The following is a 22,507-nucleotide window of genomic DNA, read 5'->3' as shown; positions in this document are numbered from 1 at the left end:
GGCGACCGTACCGCAGTTTTTCACGCCATAGCGGCGTGCTCGGCACAGGGTGACTCGTTCGTGTTCCGGTCCGGATTCCCGTCCTACGAGGTCGGTTACCAACCGCGGATCGTCTTCGACGGCACGGGGGAGCCGGTCGACCTGGCGGGCGACTGCTTCCTGCAGATCCGGTTCGTCTCCGCCCAGGCACACGACGCGTACGGCCGGATGTCGGTCCAGCGATCGCCCGGCCCGCAGCTGCGGCTGGGCAGCCTGCGCGGCTACGGGTTCGCCGGCGACTACGAGGGCCGGGTCACCTACGGTCTCGGTCTCGACCCGGCCGGCGGGCCGGACCAGCCGCCGCCGGTACGGGTAGCCGAGGTCGGCGTCGGCAACCGGTTCATCGTCGCCGTCGATGTCGGGTACTGACCGCGACCGCTGCGGCTGGGGGTCGGCGCGGGCACCGCTGCGGTTGGGGTCGTCGCACGGGAGGGTGACCCGGTCCGGCAGGATGTGGCCCGGCGGGTACGGGTACCGCTCGGAGCGGACCGGCCGGGCGGACGGGACGGACAGGAGAGACGGTGTCTGACGCGGTGGTGGTCGGAGCCGGCATCATCGGGCTCAGCTGTGCCGTCCGGCTGCAGCAACGGGGACTACGGGTGACCGTGGTCACCGCCCACCCCGTCGAGCAGACCGTGTCGGCGGTGGCCGCCGCGGTCTGGTACCCGACCCGGACCGACGGCACGTCCCGGGTGCTCGACTGGGCCCGTCACACCTTCGACGAACTGGCCGACCAGGCCCGGCAGCCGGTCCCGGGGGTGGTGATGCGACCGACCCGGATGCTGCTGCGAACCCCGGTCGACGATCCACCATGGTGGGCAGCGGCCGTACCCGACCTGCGATACTGCCCGGTCACCCCGGTGGTGCCGGCCACCGGCACCGGTCCGGCCGGTGGCGTGGTGGCCGAGTGGCGGTGCACGGTGCCCACCGTGGAGATGCGGCCGTACCTGGACTGGCTCACCCGACGGTTCGTCGCCGCCGGCGGCGTGCTGCGCCAGCGTGACCTGTCCAATCTGGCCGAGGCAGGCCAGCTGGCGCCGGTGGTGGTGAACGCCACCGGCCTGGCCGCCGGCCGGCTGGCCGCCGATCCGGCGGTGCATCCGATCCGCGGCCAGGTGGTGCTGGTGGCCAATCCCGGCATCGCCACCTCGGTACGCGACGAGCACCACCCCGACGGCTCCACGTACGTGCACCCCCGGCGGCGCGACATCGTGCTCGGCGGCACGTTCGAGCCGGACGTCGACGGCGAACTGCCCGATCCGGCGACGAGCCGGGCGATCCGGGCCCGCTGCGCCGCCCTCGTTCCCGAGCTGGCCGGTGCGGCGGTCCTCGCCCAGCGGGTCGGGCTGCGGCCCGGGCGGCACGGCGGTGCCCGGGTGGAGGCCGATCCCGCGCCGCCGTCCGGGGTCACCCAACTGATCCACTGCTATGGCCACGGCGGCGCCGGCGTGACGCTGAGCTGGGGCTGCGCCGCCGAAGTGGCATCGCTGGTCGGCGGAGCGGCGTGACAGTGCCGCGCTGGCCTGAGCCGCCGGGCCGGCCTCAGGCGTCGGGCTGGTCGAGCGCGGCGACCGTCACCTGGTATGACGGGTCGTCGGCGTACTCCTCGCGGTAGCAGATCCGCTGGATCTGCCGGTCGGTGACGAACAGTGCCACGTCGACGAGGACGCCGAGGTGGGCGACGGCACCGGCCGGTTCATTGCGCTTGTCCTGCAGTACGTCGCCGATGCCGCCGAGGAAGTTCGTCGCATGGCCGAACTGGTGCTCGCTGGGGCGGCGTACCACGACCTCCAGCGCAACCGGCTCGGTCAGCGGCGTCCAGCCGCTGCGCTGCGCCGCGTCGCACGCTGCGGTCAGCAGGGTACGGACCCGCGCTGCCTGCCGATTGCCGGCGGTGAAGATGGACAGCGTCTGATTCTTCAGTGGTGGCAGGCCCGGAACCTCGAACGCCAACGCGAGCGCCTGACGGTCAGGCATCAGGACCTCCTAGAGGATCGACGGCGGGCCCACCGGGCTGCCGGCGGGCCCACCGGCGGGAAGAGCGGGTCGGCGGCAGCGGCGACCGAGTCGTAACGAAAACTACCTACCCCGTTCACGCGTCGCCCAGGGTCCGTTCGTTCACGATCCCGGATCCAGCGTTGTGCACGGACCGGCGGCGCGAGCGCCGCGCTCCCGGCACCGGACGGATCGGTGGGCACCGTCCGGGCCGAGACCGGCACCGGTGTTTGCCGGCGCAACGAACGGGTAGCGCGGTACCGGGGGCAGACCCGAGCCGTACCGAAGGAGCTATCGATGGACGACCCGATCAACCTGTCGGTGATCTACTACAGCGCCACCGGGACCACCTACCAGATGGCGCAGGCCGCCGTGGAGGCAGCGGAGAAGGCCGGGGCGCAGGTGCGGCTGCGCAAGGTCCGCGAGCTCGCCCCCGAGGAGGCGATCCGGTCCAACTCCGGCTGGCACGCGCACCGGTTGGAGACCGAGGACGTGATGGAGGCCGAGATCGACGATCTGGCCTGGTCGGACGCGGTCATCTTCGGCACACCGACCCGGTACGGGGTGATGGCCGCGCAGTTGAAGCAGTTCATCGACGGCAGTGGGCCGCTGTGGGCCAAGGGGATCCTGGTCAACAAGGTGTTCTCCGGGTTCTGCTCGACCGCCACCGCGCACGGCGGACAGGAGGCGACGCTGCTGTCGCTGTACAACGTCGTCTACCACTGGGGCGGCATCGTGGTCACTCCCGGCTACGTCGAGCCGAGCCAGTTCGTCGGCGGCAACCCGTACGGCGCCTCGCACACCAGCAACAACGGCGAAATCCCGCCGGACGAGGCGGCGCTGACCGCGACCGCCCTGACCGCCCGGCGGGTGGTCGACATCGCCGCGGCGGTCAAACGCGGTCTGGCCGCCGGTTGACCGCGACCAGACCGACCAGCAGGTCCCGCAGCACGTCCAGGCCGTCCGGGCTGAGTACCGACTCGGGATGGAACTGCACCCCGGCGAACCGCGGGCCGACCAGCGCGTGCACCGCGCCGTCGGTCTCGTCCCGGCACAGCCGGACCTGCCCGTACGCGGTGGGCAGGCTCGCGGTGGAGCTGCTGGCGGTGAAACTTGAGTAGAAGCCGACCCGGCGCGGGACACCGAAAAAGTCGATATCCCGTTGCAGTCCCTGGCTGGGCAGTGGCCGGCGGGTCACCGCCAGGCCGAGCCGGTCGGCCAGCACCTGGTGGCCCAGACAGATGCCGAGCAGCGGCTGCCCACGGTGCAGCGCGGCGTCCAGGACCCGGCGCAGCACCGCCATCCGGGGCTGCGCCGGGTCGGTCGGGTCACCCGGGCCGGGCCCGGCGACCAGGACGTCCGCGGTGGCCGGGTCGACCGTCGCGATCTGGTCCCAGCGGATCTGCCGGACCGCCGCGCCGAGCGCCCGCAGCAGGTGGGCGAGCATGCCGGTAAAGCTGTCCTCGGCGTCCAGGACCAGCACGTCCAGACCGGTCAACTGGGACTCGGCCACCGCACCGGGAACCCGCTGCTCCAACCAGAAGCGGGCCAGCCGGTCGTTGCGGGCGGCCAACGCACGTACCACGGTGGGGTGTTCGAGGTGGGCGATCGCGGCGGTGACGCCGGTGCCGGGCGTCCCGGCCGGCAGTCCGATTCCGCAATTGGCGGCACCGTCGGCCGCCGCCCGGTCCGCCGGCACCGCCGGTCCGGGTGCGGCTCCGGAGACAGGCCCGGAGGCGAGACCGAGCGACGCGAGGACCGCTGATGCCTTCGCATGCGTCTCGGCCACCTCACCGGATGGTGTGGAGTGACGCACCAGGGTCGCGCCGACCGGCACCCGGATCTGCCCGGTCAGATCGATCTCGGCGGCCCGGATCAGGATCGGGGCGTCCAGCGTCTGCGCGCCGTCGCTGTCGTGGCCGAGCAGTGCGAGCACCCCGGCGTAGTAGCGGCGTCCGCCGGGGCTGTACCGGGCGATCACCCGGCAGGCGCTCTCGATCGGGCTGCCGGTGACGGTCGGCGCGAACATCGTCTGCCGGAGCACCTCTCGGACGTCGTGGCAGTTGCGTCCGGCGAGCAGGTACTCGGTGTGGCTCAGCCGGGACATCCGCTTCAGGTAGGGGCCGATCACCTGGCCGCCGTGCTCGGCGACCGTCGCCATCATCTTGAGCTCCTCGTCGAGCACCATGTAGAGCTCCTCGATCTCCTTGGGATCGTCGAGGAACGACAGCACGGTGGCGAGATCTGGCTCGCCCTGTGGATGCCGCAGAGTGCCGCTGATCGGGTTCATCATGGCCAGTCCGTCGCTGACGCTGACGTGCCGTTCCGGCGTCGCGCCGACCAGCAATCGCTCGCCGGTGTAGACCAGGAATGTCCAGTAGGCCCCGCGTTCGTCGCGCAGCAGCCGGCGAAGCGCGCTCAGCCCGGCGACCAGCGCCGCCGAGCGACCCACCCGGTCGGCGGCGGACCCGCCCGGTGCCATCAGCCGGGCCCGGTAGGTACGGTGCAGCACGAAGTTGGCGCCGGCACCGTTGCCGATCTCGTTCCGCAGCACCCGGGCCACCAGGTCGGCGTACTCGTCGTCGGCGATGTCGAAGCCGCCGCCGTCGGTCGTCACCGGTGTGCCGGGCAGGTCGCGGATCGCCGTCGCGACCGGCACCTGCCAGTAGGTCGACACCCGGATGCACTCCAGTGGAAGCCCGTCGTCGACGCGGGCGAACCCGCGTTCGGCGATCTGCCGGTACGGAACCACCGCCAGCGTCGCAGGCTGGTTCGCCGGTCCAGGCGGCAGCGGGATGTCCGCCAGCCGGTCGGCGCGGTGCGGTGCGCCGCGGAGCAGTTCGACGACGTCGGCGCCGTCGCGACGCAGCAGCGCGAACGGACCTGGGTCGACGCCGTCGTGCACGGCGCGCAGCAGGCTGGAAAGGTGGTCGGTCATCGGATCCCTCCGGGCTTCGGGCGGCCCGGCGAGGAACTGCCCGGGTGGGAACCCGGTGGCCGCCTCGACGGGCGGCCAAATGGTTTCGCGCTAGACGCGCTGCGGGGCCGCCAGGTCGGCGGGCCGCCAGCAACGAGTGAGCGCGAGCATGGCGACAGCATACCGGGCCAGGCCCGTGGCTGGGTACGGTGATCGACGATGAGCATCCTCGCCCTCGATCTCGGCACCTCCTCGGTGCGCGGCCTGATCCTTGACAACGCGGCCGCGCCGCAGCAGGGCGCGTTGGCCCGCCGCAAGGTGGCGCTGGCGGTCGACCGGGACGGCGCCGCCACCCTCGACCCGGCGGACTACCTGGCCGCTCTCATCGACTGCGTCGACGAGCTCGACTCGGCCGGCCGGCTCGACGGTGTCGAGTTGGTTGCCTCGGCGGCCCAGTGGCACTCGGTGTTGCCGCTGGATCCTGCCGGTGCCCCGATCGGCCCGCTGATGACCTGGTTGGACACCCGACCGGCCGCGTTGCCCGATGCGGCCGCGCCGGCCGACGAGGCCGATTTCCACCAGCGCACCGGCACCTGGTGGCACCGCTTCTACTGGACGGTGCGACTGCCGTGGCTGCGCCGCCACTGCGGCGGTCGGCCGGCGCGCTTCGTCGGCCTGCCGGAGTATGTGCTGACCGGTCTGCTCGGGCCTGCGCCGATGTCGGTGTCCCAGGCATCCGGTACCGGCATGCTCGACCTGGTGACCATGCAGTGGGACCCCGAGGCCGTGCAGTTGGCCGAGGTGCGTCCCGGTGAGCTTCCGGAGCTGGCCCCGGCGGACTGGCGTGGGCAGCTGCGGGCCGAGTTCGCCCGGCGTTGGCCGGCGTTGGCCGGCGTGCCCTGGACCCCGACGATCGGCGACGGCGCCGCCTCCAACATCGGCTCCGGATGCCTGGACCCCAGTCGGGCCGCGGTCACCGTCGGCACCTCAGCGGCGGTACGAGTGGTCCAGCTGGCCGCGCCGGGGGTCCCGTTGCCGCCGTTGTCGGCGCACCTGTGGCGCTACCGGGTCGACCACACCCGGATCGTCACCGGCCGGGCCTACTCCGCCGGCGGTAACCTCTACAGCTGGGCGAACCGGGAACTGCGCCTGCCGCAGGGCGCCGAGCTGGAACGGGCGCTGGAACTGATCGAGCCGGGTGAGGGCGTACCGGCGGATCCCCGGTTCGGCGGCGACCGCCCGCCGGGCCGAGCCCCGGCCGGCTCCGGCGAGCTGCGCGGACTGGGGTTCGGCACCACGGCGGTCGACATCTTCGCCGGGCTGATGGAGGGTGTATGCCGGCAGGTGGCCGGTGACCTGGACGAGATCGAGTCGACGATGGCCGGCCCGGTGACCGAGGTCGTTCTCGGCGGTGGCGCACTCGCCGCGTCAAACTGGTGGCGTCGAGCGTTCGGTGCGGCACTCGCCCCGCGTCAGGTGCGCTATATGGCCGAGCCCGAGGTCGGTGCCACCGGGGCCGCGCTGGTGGCGCTCGGCCGGCTCGACGGGCCGGGGCCAGCACGCGACATCAGCCGGACGGACGATGGCGAGTCGGCGGGTAAGCTACCCGCCAGTCAGCCACTGTATCCTTCGTGAGTCTTCCCGCAGGCCGCCGCGTTGACAGCGGAACGTGGCCTGGTTGGATGGACTCCGCTCCTCGGCTTGGCCGGTGTCGGGGAAACTGCGAGGAGGCGTGGTGGTTGCTCCCGGTAACCCGTACGACAACGCGGTGCCGTACCCCCGCCGCCGCCTGACCGACGACGACGGGGTGACGCCACACCGTCGTCGGCTCCGGCTGCGCCCCCGGGACTGGCGGATGGGCGCGAAGCTCGCTGCGGTTCTGATCGTCCCATCGGTGGCGTTTCTGGTGGTCGCCTCGGTACAGACCAGCTCACTGGTCGGCCAGGCGACGGCGCTCAACGAGTTCGCCCGGCAGGTGCAGATCGGCGAGCAGGTCACCGCCCTGGTACACGAGTTGCAGCAGGAACGCGACCGGTCCGCCGGCGAACTCGCGGTCCGGCAGACCGGCGTCGGGTTCGACCCGGAGCGCAGCGTCGAGGTGCTGCAGCCACACTACGACGCGGTCGACCGCCGGATCGCCGACTTCCTGGCCGCCGCCGGTCCGCAGTCCGGCGGGGACGCGGCCTGGCAGACTGCCTACAGCCGGGTGCTCGAATCACTGGACCAGCTGCCACAGCTGCGTGATTCCATCTCCGGCGGCGCGGTCGGAGCCGACACTGTTTTCGGCAACTACACCCGGGCCATCGATGCTTTGCTGGAGCTACTCGCCGAACCGTCGCCGGGTCAGGACCGACCGGAGCTGACCCAGGCGGTGCTGCGCAGCGTCCAGCTGGCCCGGGTCAAGGAGCTCGGCTCCCGAATCCGGGCACAGCTGTACGCCGCCGCCCGAGCCGGCCGGTACGGCCCGGAGGACCAGGTCAGCCTGACCGACCTACGGGCGCAGCAACTGACCGCGCTCGCCGAGTTTCGGGTGACCGCGACCGGCAACCAGATCGCCCGGTACAGCCAGGCCGCTGCCGACCCCCGGTTCGTCGCCGCGGTGGAACTGGAGGAAACCACCATCGTCGGTGGCGCCGCCAGTCCGGCGGTGTTGGAACCGGACGCCTGGTGGGCCGCCAGCCAGGACCGGCACCAGCTGCTGCGCCAGGTCGAGTCGAGCGTGCTGGGCAGCGCGGTGAGCCTCGCCGACGCCCGCAGCGACCAGCAGCTGCAACGGACCGTGCTGGTCGCCGGGGCGGTGCTCGGCGTGCTGTTCATCGCGTTGTTCACCTCGGTGGCGATCGGGCGGTCGATCGCCCGCTCGCTGCGTGTCCTGCGGAGCCAGGCGTTGCAGGTCGCCCAGCTCGACCTGCCGGACACTCTGCAACGGCTCCGTTCGGTGGAGTCCGGGATCCCGCAGATCGAGATTCCTCCGGCAGCGGTACGCACCCGCGACGAGGTCGGTGAGGTCGCCGAGGCGTTCGTCGCGGTGCACCGTAGCGCGGTGACCGTCGCGGTGGAGCAGGCGGTGATGCGCCGCAACGTCAATGCGATGTTCGTCAACCTGGCCCGCCGCAGCCAGGTGCTGGTCGAACGGCAACTGGAGCTGCTTGACGAGCTGGAACGCGACGAGGGGGACCCGGACCAGCTGGATAACCTGTTCAAGCTCGACCACCTGGCCGCCCGGATGCGCCGCAACGACGAGAGCCTGCTGGTGCTGGCCGGCACCGAGGCAAGCCGCCGGTGGAGCCGCCCGGTGGCGCTGTCGGCGGTGACCCTGGCCGCCGCCGCCGAGATTGAGCAGTACCCGCGGATCCGCCACGACGTCGAGGACAAGCTGCAGATCGTCGGACACGCCGTCGGTGACCTGGTGCACCTGCTCGCCGAGTTGCTGGAAAACGCTACCGCCTTCTCCCCGCCGTACACCAACGTGCACGTCACCGGACACGAGTACGCGCCCCAGTCGGTTCTCATCGAGATCACCGACGAGGGGATGGGGATGTCCGCCGAGGCGATCGAGCAGGCCAACGTGACCCTGGCCGAACCGCCTGCCGCCGACGTCGCCGCCTCCGAGCGGATGGGGCTGTTCGTGGTCAGCCACCTGGCCGCCCGGCTCGGGGTACGGGTGCAGTTGCGGCCGGCCGAACGTGGGCTGGTGGCCAACGTGTGGCTGCCCGGCACGGTGCTGGCCGCCCCGGACGAAAGTTCGCCCTACGTCGTGTCGGCCGGCCGTAGTCCCACCGACTATCCGACCAGGGAGATGCGTGCCGTCGGGGCGGCGGTGCGGGCCAGCGCCGGTGACCCGGTGGCCAACCAGCCACCGGCCGCACTGGCTGGTCGTAGGCCGGCGTTCGCCCCGCCGGCCGCTCGTCCGTCGATTCCGGCGGACGAACCGGTTCCGGTCGTGTCGGCGCAACCAACTGTGATCGAGCAGCCGCGTGCGGTACCGACGCTGAGTCCGATGACCGCGCTGCCGGCCGGACCGGCCGCTGGTGACCGGGCCGTGGCGGCCCGGCGCGGCGGCCGCCGACCCACACCGGCGCGGGCCGAGGACATCCTCGCCTCGGCCGGCGGCGCCTCGGCCGGCGGCGCTGCGGCCGGTGGCGGCAGCGTCTGGTGGGAACGGCAGCGTAAACCGGTCGCTCCGCTACCACCGACACCAGTGCCGCCGGTGGTTCCGGTGACCGCCGGGACCAGCAGCAAGGGACTACCGGTACGGGTGCCGATGGCGTCGTTGCCCGTTTCCGCCGAATCTCCCGCAGCTCCCGTCTCGGCGCCGGTCGACGAGCCGGATCCGGATGCGGTCAGCAGCGTGCTGTCCCGCTTCTACGGCGGTGTGCGGCGGGCTGAGTCCGAGGACACCAGCGAAATGACCCTGGCGCCGGCCGGCCGCCGTGGTGAGGAGGAGCAAGAGTGATGACCTTGAGCAAGGAGGCCCGCGACCTCAGCTGGTTGGTGAGCGCGTTCGCGGAGCGCGTGCCGGGTGTCGCGCATGCCATCGTGGTGTCGTCAGACGGTCTGCTGGTCTCGGTCTCGGAACATCTGCCCCGAGACCACGCCGACAAGCTGTCGGCGGTGACCTCCGGGCTGATGAGCATCACCAGCGGCGCGGCCCAGATGTTCGACAATGACGTGGTGAAGCAGACCGTGGTCGAGATGGGCCGCGGCTATTTTTTGATCATGAACATCCGGGATGGTTCGATCCTCGCCACGCTTGCCGCAAGCGACGCGGACATCGGTGTCGTCGGCTATGAGATGGCGCGGTTGGCCAAGCAGGCTGGTGAGATGCTGACTCCGGCGTTGCGCGCCGAACTGCAGCAGGCGCTGCCGCGCTGAACTCAGTCGGCGACGTCCGCCATGAGCGTGGTGAGCATGAGGTCGAGCTGGATGGAGATACTGGTTTCCACTGTGCCCTCTCGTCGGTGTCCGGCGAGTCTCGACCTCAGCTCGCCGGCCCGGTGTCGTAGCTGCTCAGGCGTGGCACCTTCCGCCACCGAGACGCGCAACTGGTCGGCCGCGTCGCGTAGGTCAGCTGCGGCATCCGCACGGATCCGCCCGTCGGTGGAGCCGTCGGCCACGAGCAGATCGAACTGCTCCACCACCCGCGCCGCCGTGGCCAGCAGCTCCGGCGGCGTGTCATCCGACCCGGTCGGTGGCCCGGTCGCCTCGGTCACCGGCGCAGTCGCAACCGGCGAGGGCACCGCCGCGTGTTCGGCGGCGGGCAGAGGTGCGCCGAGTACCGCGGCTGCCACGACCGCGAAGGCGAGCAGCGCCGCCGCGCCGGCCCCGGCAAGACCGACCGCTGTCGGGGACAACCGGGCGCGGTCGGTGGGCGGTCGAGCGCCGGCCGGGTTCGCCGTGCCCGCTGGACCGGCCGGCCGCGCCACCATCGCGGCCCGCCGCGGTGCCGGCCGGCCCGGCTGGGTCACCAACGCGGCCCGCCGCAGCACCGGCCCATCCGGCCGGGCCATCGGCAGCCGGTCCACCAAGGTCCGGCCGCCGGGCGAAGCGCCGACCGGGCGCGGGCCGGGCAACGGGAACTCGACCATCACGCCGAGCACCGTGTGCAGGGCGTCGGCGACCTCATCAGCGGCCGGGCGCTGGGCCGGATCCCGGCTCAGGCAGGCGAGGCAGAGGTCGGCGGCCGGGGTGGGCAGTCCGTTGGCGCGGGGCCGCGCCGGCGGGTCCGGCCGCTGCAGTCGGACGGCCGCCTCCCGCCAACTGCCGGCGGGCACGGGTGGTGCCCCGGTCAGCATCTCGTAGTAGAGCGCGCCGAGGGCGTAGACGTCGGCCGCCGGATGGGCCGGCCAGTGGTGCAGCCGTTCCGGTGCGGCGTACGCCGGGGTGCCGAGCAACCAGCCGGCGTCGGGCGCAGGTCGGCCGTCGGCCACCGCGGCGATGCCGAAGTCCAGGATCTTGGCGCCACTGGCGGTGAGCATGATGTTGCCCGGCTTGATGTCCCGATGCACCACCCCGATCCGGTGGGCGGCGGCCAGGCCGCTGGCCACCTGTGCGGTCAACCAGACCGCAGCCTGCCAGGGCAGCGGCCCGCCAGCCAGTCGGGCGGCGAGATTCTCCCCGTCGACCAGTTCGAGGACCAGAAACGGCACCACGTCGGTTTCGATGATCGCTGCCTCGCCGTAGTCGTACACCTGGGTGACGTGCGGATGCGTGATCCGGGCTGCGGCCTGAGCCTCCTTCCGACAGGCGGCCCGTACCGCTGGCGCGATCGGCGGCGTGAGCGCCTTCACCGCGACCGGTCGGCCGAGCAGTTCGTCGCTGGCCCGCCACACCTCGGACATCCCACCCAGCCCGATCCGGTCGACCAATACGTATCTCCGGTCGAGACGCAACCCAGGACCGAACACCATGGTCACAGTCTGTCCTGGTGCGTGTGTGGTTTGGTGCGGTTTTCTGGTTACCGACGGTGAGTTCCACCGGAGGATGTAATCCCGGCCGTCTCCCGCGCGGCCGGCCATGGGGCATCGTCTCTGTCAGATGGCGTTCTCCGAGATCACCCGTCGATACCAGTGTGCGCTCCGCTTGAGGATCCGCCGCTGCGTCGGGTAGTCGACGTAGACCAGCCCCCAGCGCTGCTGGTATCCCTCGGCCCATTCGAAGTTGTCCAGCAGCGACCAGACGTGGTAGCTCTCCACGTTGACACCGGTGCTGATCGCCCGATGCACGGCGGCGAGGTGATCACGGAGGAAGGCAACCCGGCCAGGGTCGTCCACCGAACCGTCCGCCGCCAACCGGTCCGGGGTGGGCAGACCGTTCTCGGTGATCGTGATCGGTACGGTGCAGTACTCCCGGTGCACCCGGGTGAGAACGTCGAACATGCCGTCCGGGTGGATCTGCTGCCAGTCCGCCTCCGAGGTCGGCCAGCGTCGGACCGTGCTGCCGTTCGCGGCGACGTAGAACGGGGTGTAGTACTGGACGGCCAGCAGGTCGATCGGCTCGGCGATGACATCGAGGTCACCGTCGTGGATCCCACCGGCCAGCCGGCTGGCCGGGCCGAGATCGGCAAGGACGTCCGCCGGGTAGCTGGCGAGGAAGATTGGGTCTAGGTACAGCCGGTTCTCGTAGCCGTCGTACAGGCGGGCCGCAGCGGCGGCGGCCGGGCTGCCGTCGGCGGGGTAGCAGGGATGCAGGTTGAGCGCCGGGCCGATCCGGCACGCGGCCCGCTCGGCGCGCAGCGCCTGTACGGCCAGGCCGTGCGCGAGTTGGAGGTGATGGGCGACCAGGTACGCCGCGTCCGCGTCCGGTCGGCCCGGTGCGTGATGCCCGCTGAGGTAGCCGTTCTGTACCACGGTCTTGGGCTCGTTGATCGTCAGCCAGATCGGGACCTCGCTGCCGAGGGCGTGGAACAGGATCTGGGCGTACTCGGCGAAGCGGTACGCGATGTCGCGCTGTTCCCAACCGCCGAGGTCCTGCAGCGCCTGTGGCAGGTCCCAGTGGAACAGGGTGGCCATCGGCTCGATGCCCCGCTCGACCAGCCCGGCGACCAGCCGGCGGTAGAAGTCCAGCCCGCGCTGGTTGGGCTGCCCGGTGCCGTCGGGCTGGATCCGTGGCCAGGAGATGGAGAACCGGTAGCTGTGCAGCCCGAGCTTGCGCATCAGGTCGAGGTCATGGCCGTACCGATGGTAGTGGTCGGCCGCGACATCGCCGGTGTCGCCGCTGCGGGTCCGACCGGGGGTGTGGCTGAAGGTGTCCCACACCGATTCGCCCCGGCCGTCCTCTTTGGCGGCACCTTCGATCTGGTAGGCGGAGGTTGCCGCGCCCCAGCGGAAGTTGTTGGGAAAGTGCAGACCGATCGGACGTTCGGGATCGCTGCGGTGGCGGACGGCCGGGTCGGCTCCGGTCACGCCGGCTGGGTCGGCTCCGGTGGTGCGCCCGGTGCCGGTGGCGCGGCCTGGATCGCCGCTCGCGGCGCGGACGGCGGAACGCTCGGCCCGACGGTGCAGGTGTCGGCGGGACAGTACGGCCATCGGGCTCTCCTGACAGTGGTGTCCGATCCACTGCGGTGCGGCACGGGCGCGCGGATGCGCCGGTCAGGTGGCGCGGATGGGGGATCGGCGGTGGTGGAACCGGGTCGCGTCGGCCGGACGGCCGGACGGGGTGCCGGGTCGACCGATCTCCTGCCGGGTGCGGGGAAGTAGTGTGGGGACGGGGAGGGCAACCCCCGTCCCCACCATCAGTTGCTCTCACGCACGAGCGGTTTGGCGTCCAGGTCGTGCGTGACGCGCGGGAGCCGGGCCACGCGAGTGGCTCTGGATCCACCTCCTCTCCCGGGTGGTGTCTGCAACTGCCGGCGGAGTCCGGGCTGGCCCGCCGTCAGCTGTACGACCGGTAGCGGTGTGCTCCACCGGGGCGGCGGAGCACGGCAGGTACGGTGTACTCTCACGTGTTGCAACATCCATCGATGGAAGCGCTCCCATCGACGTTGGTTCTGGACTGTAGTCTCCGTCACGGGTTTGTGAAAGACCCAAAACGAGATCGAAACATGTTGGTGGCGTGAGTGAGTTCGTCCGCGCCTGACCTTCACTGGTGAATTGCCTGCTCAGCGTGAGTTCGTCTCGGGTCCGTGGTGGGTTGTCGAAGGTTGCCACTTGCTGCGGGAGCGCTCCCATGTAACACTGTCGACCATCGCAGGTGGGAGCCAGCAGACCACGCGACAGCGGCAGCCGAGGGCATCCGACTCCGTGTCGGTACGGCGCCACGCAGTGAACCGGAGCCGCCGGTCCGGCGCCCTCCGTCGTATGCAGACCCCGGTCCGGGACGGGTCGCACCCATCCGGCGCCTGGCGTCCGACGCGCTGCTCCACGACATCGCCCACCGCGCCCAAGGCGCCAAGCCGAGGTGCACCTCACTGCCTCGGCCTGGTTCGCGAGGAGAACCCCGCACATGAGATTGACCGCGACGAGACAGCGGCTGGCAATGCTCGCCGCTGGCGTGATGGTCGTCGGAGGTGTCGCCGCCGTTCCCGGCGTCGCCAACGCGGCCACCGCCTGCGACGTCGTCTATTCGACCAACGACTGGAACAACGGCTTCACCGCCAACGTGACCATCGAGAACCTCGGTGATCCGCTCACCGGGTGGACCCTGCGCTTCACGTTCCCGGGCGGCCAGCGGGTCACCCAGGGCTGGTCGGCCAACTGGACCCAGTCCGGCAACGTGGTGACCGCGACCAACGCCGCCTGGAACGGAAACCTGGCCACCGGTCAGTCCACCAGCATCGGCTTCAACGGCTCGCACACCGGATCCAACCCCCGGCCAACCTCGTTCTCCATCAACGGCGTGACCTGTAACGGCGCGGCGGAGAACCAGCCGCCCACGGTTGGCTTGACGGTGCCGTCGGGGCCGTTCATCGCGCCGGCCGACGTCCCGCTGACCGCGACCGCCAGCGACCCTGACGGCACCATCGACCGGGTCGAGTTCTACCGTAACGGGCTGCTGGTCAACACCGACACGACCAGCCCCTACCAGTACGTCATGGAGGACCTGCCGGCCGGCAACTACACCGTGCAGGCTCGGGCGTACGACAACGCCGGCGCCAGCGCCACCGCCGAACGGTCGTTTACCGTCAACCCGGCCAATCCCGGTCCGACGCTGATCGCCACGCCCTCCTCGGTAAGTGTCGAAGAAGGCGGCAGTAACACCTTCAACCTGCGGTTGAACTCGGCTCCGACGAGCAACGTGCCGGTCAGCCTGGCGATCTCCGGCGACAACAGCATCACCCGGTCGCCGTCGTCGGTCACCCTCACTCCGGGCAACTGGAACACCGGGGCGACGGTCACCGTGTCGGCCGCAGAGGACAGCGACACGGTCAGCGGTACGGCCACGATCACCGCCACGGCGAGTGGTCTGGCACCACTGGCCATCGTGGTCACCGAGATCGACAATGACTCGCCTGGCGGCGACAACGAGTACATCGAGCGCTTCCTGGAGCAGTACGGCAAGATCAAGAACTCGGGGTACTTCAGCCCCGAGGGCGTGCCCTACCACTCCATCGAGACACTGATCGTCGAGGCCCCGGACCACGGCCACGAAACCACCTCCGAAGCTTTCAGCTTCTGGATCTGGCTGGAGGCCAACTACGGCCGGGTCACCGAGAACTGGGCGCCGTTCAACAACGCGTGGACCGTGATGGAGCAGTACATCATCCCGGGCACCGCCGACCAGCCGACCGCCGGTGTCCCCGGTACCCCGCAGTACGCTTCGGAGTACCTGCGCCCCGACCAGTACCCATCGCGGCTGAACCAGAACGTTCCGGTCGGCACCGACCCGCTGCGCAACGAGCTGCAGTCGGCGTACGGCACCGGCGAGATCTACGGCATGCACTGGCTGCTCGACGTGGACAACGTCTACGGCTACGGCCGCTGCGGTGACGGCACCACCCGACCCGCGTACATCAACACCTTCCAGCGCGGCCCGCAGGAGTCGGTCTGGGAGACCGTCCCGCAGCCGTCCTGTGACACCAAAGTGCACGGTGGCCCGAACGGCTACCTGGACCTGTTTATCGCCGAGGACAACGCCCCGGCTTCGCAGTGGAAGTACACCAACGCGCCGGACGCCGACGCCCGCGCCATTCAGGCTGCCTACTGGGCGCTCGTCTGGGCGGAGGAACAGGGCAACGAGAGCGCGGTCGCGGCCACCGTCGCGAAGGCCGCCCGAATGGGCGACTACCTGCGCTACGCGATGTTCGACAAGTACTTCAAGCAGATCGGCAACTGTGTCGGCCCGTCCAGCTGCCCGGCCGGTACCGGTAAGGACTCCGCGCACTACCTGATGTCCTGGTACTACGCCTGGGGTGGCGCCACCGACACCTCGGCGGCCTGGTCGTGGCGGATCGGCTCCAGCCACAACCACTTCGGCTACCAGAACCCGTTCGCCGCCTGGGCGCTGACCAACGTGCCGGAGCTGCGGCCGCGCGGCGCCACCGCGGTGCAGGACTGGACTGAAAGCTTCGACCGGCAAATGGAGTTCTACCAGTGGCTGCAGTCCGCTGAAGGTGCCATCGCCGGCGGTGCCACCAACAGCTGGAACGGCTCATACGCCCAGCCGCCGTCGGGCACCCCGACCTTCTACGGCATGTACTACACGGAGCACCCGGTCTACCACGACCCGGGCAGCAACGAGTGGTTCGGCATGCAGGTCTGGTCGCTGCAGCGGGTGGCCGAGGTCTACTACGTGACCGGTGACGCTCGGGCCAAGCAGATTCTCGACAAGTGGGTGCCGTGGGCCATCTCGCACACCGAGATCGGCACCGGCGGGGACTTCTCGATCCCGTCGACCATGGAGTGGAGCGGCGCGCCGGACACCTGGAACCCGGGCAACCCCGGTGCGAACAACAACCTGCACGTCGAAGTCGTCGGCACCGGTCAGGATGTCGGCGTTGCATCGGCGTACGCCCGGACCCTGATGTGGTACGCGGCTGCCTCCGGTGACACCGAGGCCCGCGACACCGCCAAGGGCCTGCTGGACGCGTTGTACGCCAACGCCGACGCGCAGGGCTCATCCACGGTGGAGACGAGGGGTGACTACCGTCGCTTCGACGACGTCTACAACGCCTCCACCGGGCAGGGTCTGTACATTCCGAACGGCTGGTCGGGCACCATGCCCAACGGCGACGTGATCGAGCCGGGCGCGAGCTTCCTGGACATCCGGTCGTTCTACCTGGACGACCCGGACTGGCCGAAGGTCGAGGCGTACCTCAACGGTGGGCCGGAGCCGGAGTTCCGCTACCACCGGTTCTGGGCACAGGCTGACCTGGCGATGGCCTACGCCGACTTCGGTCACCTGTTCCCGGACAACTGAGACCGGTGTCCGGGTGGGCGGCCGGCCCCGCCCGCCCGGACACCTTCACCACGATCCATCACCTGAACCGACACCGACGTACCACCGTCCCACCAAACGGTTCGACACCGCCTGACGGTGCCGAACCACCGCAGACGGCCTGATACCCACGGTCAGGCCCGCCCGTGGTGGGTCGGCCGGGATTGGCCAACGCAGCGATCCCGGTCGGCCCACCACACCCTTGTGTTCGTCGGCTGAGGTCAGCCCCGGTAGCACCGCCAGCTGTACGCGTCCCGACGACTGCCGACCTCGGCGATGACCGGCTCGCCGTACCGACCGGCGCAGGCCCGGCGGACGTCGAGATCCCGGTCATGACGGGTCCAGGGCCGGACGCATTCCCAGTCGGTGCCGTTGTCCGGCCAGTCGCGCGGCCACGCCATCCACTCGCCGCCGTGCTCCTGTTTGCAGTAGCTGTCCAGCATGCCTCGGAGATCGTCGCTGTTGTCCGGGCCGAGCAGCTCCGGCTCGCCGCCCCCGGGCGGAGCGGCGCTGGACGCCGGCGGGTCCTCCGACGGGGGCGGGGGAGGGGGAGGGGCGGGGTCGGACGCGGGCTGTTCGGGGGGCACGGCCGGCGGTTCGGCCTGCCGCACCTCGGGTGACTCCCCGCCGTCGCCGTTCCCGGCGGCCGGCGAGGTGTCGGTGACCTCCGGCGTGACGGTCGCGGCCGGGGCGCTGCCCGCCGTCGCGGTCGGCGAGCCCGTCGAACTCGCCGGGCTCCACAACAGTCCGTTGCCGGAGACGAACGGTGCCGAGCACAGCAGCGCCACCGCGGCGACCGAACCGGCGGCCACCACCCAGCCGTACCGGCGGGCCAGCGCGATGAACCGGTCCGGCTCGTCCGGTGGCGCGGTCGCTGCCGGTCCTGGCAGGGTTCCCGTCGGTCCCGGCCCGGTGCCGGCCGCTCCCGCTGACGGTTGTGCCGATTCCGCTGCGGTGCCGGTCGGTCCAACCGGTGGTTGTGCCGGGCCGGCGGGCCGGTTCGCGTCGGCGGCGTCGGCAGCGGGATGGACGGCCGCAGGGCGGACCACCGGCTGCTCGACCGTCGGTTCGTCGAACGCGTCAGCCTGGCGGTCCGCGGCCCGACGGCCCCGGCGAGCCGTGGCGCTCGACGGCTGGACGATCGGCTGCTCGACCGTTGGCTGCTCGACCGTTGGCTGCTCGACCGTTGGTGCGTCCGGAACCCTCGGGCCCGGCGGCCGGCCACCGGGCAGCGCGTTCAGCTCGACGGTCGGCTGCGTGAGGGCACTGTCCGCAGCGGAGTCGCTGCGAATGGTGCCGCGAGCGGAGTCAGCAGGTTTCTCGGCCACGGAAACGTCTGCCTCCTTGTGCGGATGCGGTCGGGACAGCGTGTCACTCTAGTCACATCCGTACCGGCCCCGGGTCGTACGGGAGGCCGATTCGTCACCGTAGGTCGGCCGGTAACGGATGGCGTATCCCCGGGTGTCCAGCCGGAAGCGACCGGCGGAGCACCCACCAGCTCACCGCCAGGCAGGCGGCGACCAGCGGCCAGGTCAGCGCGACCCGTAAGGCGGCCAGCGCCATCACCTGGTCGGCGAGATAGAGCGGGACGAAGACGGCCACCCGGGTCACGTACTGCCCCACCCAGACCCAGCTGGCCCGACCGTATGCGCGCAGCAGCGCCGGATCCCGGCGCCACCGGGTGCGTTGGCCCAGCACCGCGCCCACCACCACGCCGAGCAGCGGCCACCGTACGACGATGCTGAGCACCCAGGCCAGTGCGCTCGCCGCGTTGGACAGCAGCTGCAGCAGGAAGTAATCGGACGCCCGACCGGTGCGCAGCGCGATCACCGCGGCGACGCAGACGGCGATCAGCCCGATCAGCACCGACCGGGGCCGGTCGCGACGCCACAGGCGTACCCCGGCGATCACCACACCGACCGCGACCGCGCAGCACACGCCGACCCAGATTGACTCCCCGCCGGCCACCCATCCGACGCCGTACGCCACCGCCGGCAGCGTGGCGTCGATGGCGCCCCGTCGCCCGCCGAGCAGCTGCGCGAGTGACTCCGTCTGGGTGTCGCCCGATGTCCCGGTCACCGTCCGCCTCCCGCCGCCGTCCTTAGGTAAGGCTAACCGCTCCCTGTGGTGTCGGCGGTGGCGGCTGTCCGCCGGCGACCGTCCCAGCGCAGCGGACCGGGGTGCAGCGACCAGACCAGCCGCTGCCACCACGGCCGCCGGGCACGTAGCGCCGCCACCCAGACGGTGGCGTAACCACCGGCGCGCCGGGCCTGCTCGTCGTCGGTCTGCCCCGGTGCGAAGCTGGCGAGGTTGACCAGCTCGGCCAGCGGGTCGAGCCGGGGCAGCGCCGCACCGTCCGGCAGCGCCCGACCGTGTCCGGCCACTTCGCTGGCGGACATGTGCACCCCGGCCGGGTGACCGGCCAGCCGGAGCGCGTCGAGCACCTCGAGCCAGGCCCCGCAGATCCGGTGCGCGGGTAGGCCGCTGTCGAGTCGCCGGTCGCGTAGCCGGCGACGCAGCAGCAGGACGACGCCGATCCATCCGGCGGCGCCGGCTCCGGCCACCGTCGCCGCGACGACGCCGAGCAGCCAGCCAGCCGGCCGGCCACCCGGCGGTGCGGAGGCCACTGGCGGCGGAGTCGACGGCGGCGGGTCGACCGTCGGTAGCGCGGACGGCTCGACCGGCGGCGGCTCGTCCGGTGCCGGCCGGAACTCCTCCTCGATCGGGCGCGGCGCGCTGTCCGGTCGGGGCAGCGGATCGAACGGCACCCAACCGACACCGGAGAAGAGCACCTCCGGCCAGGCCACCGCGTGCCTGCCGTGCACCGACGCGTCGCCGGACGGCACCACGAACCCGACGACCACCCGGGTGGGCAGCCCCATCAGCCGGCCGAGCAGCGCGTAGGCGGCGGCGAACTGCTCGGAGGTGCCCCGCTGGCCGCCGGCGTCGCGCGGCCCGAAGAGGAAGAAACCCAGATTCGGGTACGCGTGCCCGCTCGGCGCGTCGGCGACAAGGTGGTAGTGGTCGGCGAGGAACTGCTCGACGGCCAGCGCCCGCTGGTACGGCGCACCGTTGTCCCGGGCGAGCTGCTGGGCGAGCCGACGGATCTCCGCGGGCACCCCGTCGGCCACCCGCAGGGTCCGGGCAACCGACTCCCCGGCCGGCACGTCTGCGGTGGTCAGCGCGTTCAGCGGTGGTCGACGCGGCACCGAGTCGACGGCGTACGTGACGCCGGGAGTGAGACCCTCGGGGTGCAGCAAGGTGCTGCTGGCCCGGTCGTAGGCGACCCGGACGCCGTCGACCCGTACCGGGGCGGTGATCGCGGGTAGTAGCCGGCCGGACAGCTCGGCCACGGTGATCTCCTGGCGTACGGCGTCCGTTGACGACGCGTCGGTTCGCGACGCCGCAGCGTCCTCGACCGGCGGCAGCACCCGGCCAGCGTTGCGATAGGTCCCGCCGACCCGCCAGGTGATGCCGTCGTAGTCGTGCAGCACAGCCAGGGTCAACCGCAGCGCGCCGTCTCCGGTCGGACGCGGGCCGGCCCCAGCAGCTCGTCGCCCGTCCACCGTCGAGACCAGCGACGCGCCGACCCGCAGGTCGAACAGCGGCTGGTCGGGATTGAGCGCCCAACCGGAGATCCTGATCAGGGGATTCTCGTCGAGAATCTCCACCTGCGGCGGTGCGACGTAGCGGCGTGGGTCGACGTCGGTCGTCGCGATCCGGGCCACCACCCACGGGGCGCTCACCACCACCAGCAGCAGTACGGTGGCCGCGCCGGCCAACGACACCGCCGCCGTCCGCAGCCGTACCGCCGTCAGCGCGCCACCACCGCCACCGCTGCCCGGCCCGGCCGGCTGGTCGACCGTTGCCGCTGGCTCGCTCGGCCGGGCAGCGGGCACCGGTGCCGCGGTGACCAGCAGCCCGACCGCCGCCGCCGCGACGAACAGCAGCGCCGGCCACCGGGCCGGCTCGGCGTTCGGCCCGACCACGAACGCGGCCGCGCCGAACAACAGCAGCGGCGGTAGGCAGCCGAGCAGCATGCGCCGGGCCCGTACCGCGAGCTCGGTCGCGGTGAAGCCGGCGAGCCAGCTGGCCACGACCGGAACCACCACCGTGTCCGGCACCGCCTCCATCGGGATCATCGCGGTCAGCAGCCGGGGAACCCCGTTCGCGGCGGCATCGGCGAGTAGCCGGGTCACCGGGCCGGTCAGCTCCGCCCGGTCCGCCGTCCACCATCCGGCCGCCAGCAGGTAGCCAGCCATCAGCACGACCGACAGCGGCGCCACCTGCCAGTTCGGTAGCCGCCGGGCGAACGTGCCGACCAGCACCGCCGCTGAGCCGGCGCCGGCGATCAGCCAGCCGGCCGCCGCCCCGTCGTAGATCCGGCCGAGCAGGACCGCTGCTGACCCGGTCATCGCGATCAGCGCCGCCGCCACCGCGCCGAGACGCGCCAGCCTGGTCGTCCGATCTCTGGTCACCGGTCACCTGCCGCATCCCAGCCGGCGGCGAAGCCGACCCCGTCGTCCGCTTCGACGAACAGCACGCCGGCCAGCCCGGTCGGGGCGCCCACCGCCGGTGCCCCGACCGCCGACGGGTCGACGGCACCGGTGATTCGGCCGACCAGAACGCTCGCGAATACTGCGCGCAGCCCACCGATACGGGCGACCGCGTCCGGATCGCCGGTGCCTGCCAGATAGATCAGGGTGTCGCCGGGTCGTTGCTGACGCAGCTGGTCGCAGACCTGTCGGACCGGGTCCCCGCCGGTCAGCCGGTCGGTACCGGCCAGCGTGACCTCGGCCAGCCGGTCCAGCGGGTGCCGACTCGGCGTGTCGTCCGGCGGCGGCTGGTCGACGACCATCTGCAGCAGCACCGGAAGGTCGGCCCGGGTCGCCGCATCGACCACCGACGCCGCCGCCTCGCAGGCCGACTCGAACGTCGCCGACGCCCCGTCGGCCTGGTCGTGGTACGCGGCCGTCCGGTTGTCCAGCAGCACCACCATCCGGGGCAGACTGGTGTCGACGTGTTCCCGCACCATCAGCTGGCCGATCCGGGCGCTGGTCCGCCAGTGCACCCGGCGCAGTTCGTCGCCGACGACGTACTCCCGCAACGAGTCGAAGGTGATGCTGCCGTGCGGCACCCGGTCGATCTGGCCGTCCAGGCTCCGGGCGATCCCGGCCGGCACCGCACGCAGCGGATGCACCTGTGGGCGGATCCATACCCGTACCGGTTCGCCGTCCGCCCGTGCCACGGCGACTAAACCGAACGGGTCGCGGCGGAGCACCCGCAACGGGCCGACCGGGAGCACACCCCGGCGATTGGTAGGTACCGGATAGCGCACCGTGGTCGTGGCGCCGGAGCGCAGCTGGGTCAGCGGCACCGGAATCCACCGCCGGCCGCACCGCTCCTCGGCGAGGACGCTCGCCACGCCCCACCGCCGCAGGTTGCCGACCTGCAACGTCACGGTGCACGCGTCGCCGCGGTTCACCCGGTCAGGTTCGACGGTACGGCGTACCCACAGCCGGGGCTGCCACAGCGCGTAGCCGGCCGCGTAGCCGACCACCGTCAGCCCGGCGGTGCCGAGCAGTGCGAGCTCCGGATAGCCGAGCACGGACCCGACGGCGGTGAGCAGGGCGGCGGTGACGCCGAGGCCGAGACAGCGGGCGGTGACGTTCATGGGTCGGC

Annotated in this window: 14 protein-coding genes and 1 pseudogene; 7 read left to right on the top strand and 8 right to left on the bottom strand. The window is 71.7% G+C overall.

Annotated elements, in window-relative coordinates:
- Positions 1-408 (top strand): annotated as a pseudogene (locus tag ACFHWS_RS04815) (hypothetical protein); the annotation flags it as partial.
- Positions 409-560: 152 nt separating this feature from the next.
- Complete coding sequence (locus ACFHWS_RS04810) at positions 561-1,547, top strand: FAD-dependent oxidoreductase (RefSeq protein ID WP_416553435.1); 987 nt, start codon at positions 561-563, stop codon at positions 1,545-1,547.
- 34 nt (positions 1,548-1,581) lie between these two features.
- Here ACFHWS_RS04810 and ACFHWS_RS04805 read toward each other — a convergent pair whose 3' ends face one another.
- Complete coding sequence (locus ACFHWS_RS04805; RefSeq protein WP_416553433.1) at positions 1,582-2,016, bottom strand: hypothetical protein; 435 nt, start codon at positions 2,014-2,016, stop codon at positions 1,582-1,584.
- Positions 2,017-2,331: 315 nt separating this feature from the next.
- Here ACFHWS_RS04805 and wrbA point away from each other — a divergent pair, with 315 nt between their 5' ends.
- The gene (gene wrbA / locus ACFHWS_RS04800; RefSeq protein WP_416553431.1) at positions 2,332-2,952 is read left to right on the top strand and encodes an NAD(P)H:quinone oxidoreductase; all 621 of its coding nucleotides are present in this window, start codon (positions 2,332-2,334) and stop codon (positions 2,950-2,952) included.
- On the opposite strand, the gene ACFHWS_RS04795 is transcribed toward wrbA, so the two are convergent.
- Complete coding sequence (locus ACFHWS_RS04795) at positions 2,927-4,972, bottom strand: anthranilate synthase family protein (RefSeq protein WP_416553430.1); 2,046 nt, start codon at positions 4,970-4,972, stop codon at positions 2,927-2,929. The genes wrbA and ACFHWS_RS04795 overlap by 26 nt on opposite strands.
- A gap of 198 nt (positions 4,973-5,170) precedes the next feature.
- Between ACFHWS_RS04795 and ACFHWS_RS04790 the strand changes: the two genes are divergently transcribed.
- The 3 genes from ACFHWS_RS04790 to ACFHWS_RS04780 all read left to right on the top strand — a co-directional run bounded on the left by ACFHWS_RS04790 (position 5,171) and on the right by ACFHWS_RS04780 (position 9,826).
- The gene (locus ACFHWS_RS04790) at positions 5,171-6,586 is read left to right on the top strand and encodes an FGGY family carbohydrate kinase (protein ID WP_416553428.1); all 1,416 of its coding nucleotides are present in this window, start codon (positions 5,171-5,173) and stop codon (positions 6,584-6,586) included.
- A gap of 100 nt (positions 6,587-6,686) precedes the next feature.
- Positions 6,687-9,407, top strand: a complete 2,721-nt coding sequence (locus ACFHWS_RS04785) for a nitrate- and nitrite sensing domain-containing protein (protein WP_416567702.1) — start codon at positions 6,687-6,689, stop codon at positions 9,405-9,407.
- A gap of 5 nt (positions 9,408-9,412) precedes the next feature.
- Positions 9,413-9,826 carry a roadblock/LC7 domain-containing protein gene (locus tag ACFHWS_RS04780; protein WP_416553467.1) on the top strand — a complete coding sequence of 138 codons (414 nt, stop codon included), beginning with the start codon at positions 9,413-9,415 and terminating at the stop codon, positions 9,824-9,826.
- 2 nt (positions 9,827-9,828) lie between these two features.
- Here the strand turns inward: ACFHWS_RS04780 and ACFHWS_RS04775 are convergent, their stop codons facing one another.
- Together ACFHWS_RS04775 and ACFHWS_RS04770 are read right to left on the bottom strand one after the other, a co-directional pair.
- Complete coding sequence (locus ACFHWS_RS04775) at positions 9,829-11,361, bottom strand: protein kinase domain-containing protein (protein ID WP_416567701.1); 1,533 nt, start codon at positions 11,359-11,361, stop codon at positions 9,829-9,831.
- Between the two features lie 123 nt (positions 11,362-11,484).
- Positions 11,485-12,978, bottom strand: a complete 1,494-nt coding sequence (locus ACFHWS_RS04770) for a GH1 family beta-glucosidase (protein ID WP_416567700.1) — start codon at positions 12,976-12,978, stop codon at positions 11,485-11,487.
- Between the two features lie 916 nt (positions 12,979-13,894).
- Between ACFHWS_RS04770 and ACFHWS_RS04765 the strand changes: the two genes are divergently transcribed.
- Positions 13,895-16,807: a glycoside hydrolase family 48 protein gene (locus ACFHWS_RS04765; RefSeq protein WP_416567699.1), complete on the top strand. Its 2,913-nt coding sequence runs from the start codon at positions 13,895-13,897 to the stop codon at positions 16,805-16,807.
- Positions 16,808-17,046: 239 nt separating this feature from the next.
- On the opposite strand, the gene ACFHWS_RS04760 is transcribed toward ACFHWS_RS04765, so the two are convergent.
- The 4 genes from ACFHWS_RS04760 to ACFHWS_RS04745 all read right to left on the bottom strand — a co-directional run bounded on the left by ACFHWS_RS04760 (position 17,047) and on the right by ACFHWS_RS04745 (position 22,499).
- Entirely contained in the window at positions 17,047-18,153 is a 1,107-nt protein-coding gene (locus ACFHWS_RS04760; protein ID WP_416567698.1) for a hypothetical protein, read from the bottom strand.
- 94 nt (positions 18,154-18,247) lie between these two features.
- Entirely contained in the window at positions 18,248-18,904 is a 657-nt protein-coding gene (locus tag ACFHWS_RS04755) for a DUF3159 domain-containing protein (RefSeq protein WP_416553416.1), read from the bottom strand.
- Between the two features lie 32 nt (positions 18,905-18,936).
- Positions 18,937-21,303, bottom strand: coding sequence for a transglutaminaseTgpA domain-containing protein (locus ACFHWS_RS04750; protein WP_416553414.1), 2,367 nt, complete (start codon positions 21,301-21,303; stop codon positions 18,937-18,939).
- Positions 21,300-22,499, bottom strand: a complete 1,200-nt coding sequence (locus tag ACFHWS_RS04745; protein ID WP_416567697.1) for a DUF58 domain-containing protein — start codon at positions 22,497-22,499, stop codon at positions 21,300-21,302. The genes ACFHWS_RS04750 and ACFHWS_RS04745 overlap by 4 nt, the downstream gene beginning before the upstream one ends.
- Between the last annotated feature and the right edge of the window lie 8 nt (positions 22,500-22,507).

The sequence above is a fragment of the Micromonospora sp. LOL_013 genome, assembly GCF_048060315.1.
In the GTDB taxonomy this organism is placed as follows: domain Bacteria; phylum Actinomycetota; class Actinomycetes; order Mycobacteriales; family Micromonosporaceae; genus Micromonospora_E.
The sequence above is the reverse complement of the archived record's forward strand: the minus strand, read 5'-3'. Positions and strand labels throughout refer to the sequence as shown.

Coding starts and splice junctions, on each gene's coding strand:
- ACFHWS_RS04795 (WP_416553430.1), bottom strand. CDS start 4,972: ATGACCGACCACCTTTCCAGCCTGCTGCGCGCCGTGCACGACGGCGTC.
- ACFHWS_RS04770 (WP_416567700.1), bottom strand. CDS start 12,978: ATGGCCGTACTGTCCCGCCGACACCTGCACCGTCGGGCCGAGCGTTCC.
- ACFHWS_RS04790 (WP_416553428.1), top strand. CDS start 5,171: ATGAGCATCCTCGCCCTCGATCTCGGCACCTCCTCGGTGCGCGGCCTG.
- ACFHWS_RS04745 (WP_416567697.1), bottom strand. CDS start 22,499: ATGAACGTCACCGCCCGCTGTCTCGGCCTCGGCGTCACCGCCGCCCTG.
- ACFHWS_RS04775 (WP_416567701.1), bottom strand. CDS start 11,361: ATGGTGTTCGGTCCTGGGTTGCGTCTCGACCGGAGATACGTATTGGTC.
- wrbA (WP_416553431.1), top strand. CDS start 2,332: ATGGACGACCCGATCAACCTGTCGGTGATCTACTACAGCGCCACCGGG.
- ACFHWS_RS04765 (WP_416567699.1), top strand. CDS start 13,895: ATGAGATTGACCGCGACGAGACAGCGGCTGGCAATGCTCGCCGCTGGC.
- ACFHWS_RS04805 (WP_416553433.1), bottom strand. CDS start 2,016: ATGCCTGACCGTCAGGCGCTCGCGTTGGCGTTCGAGGTTCCGGGCCTG.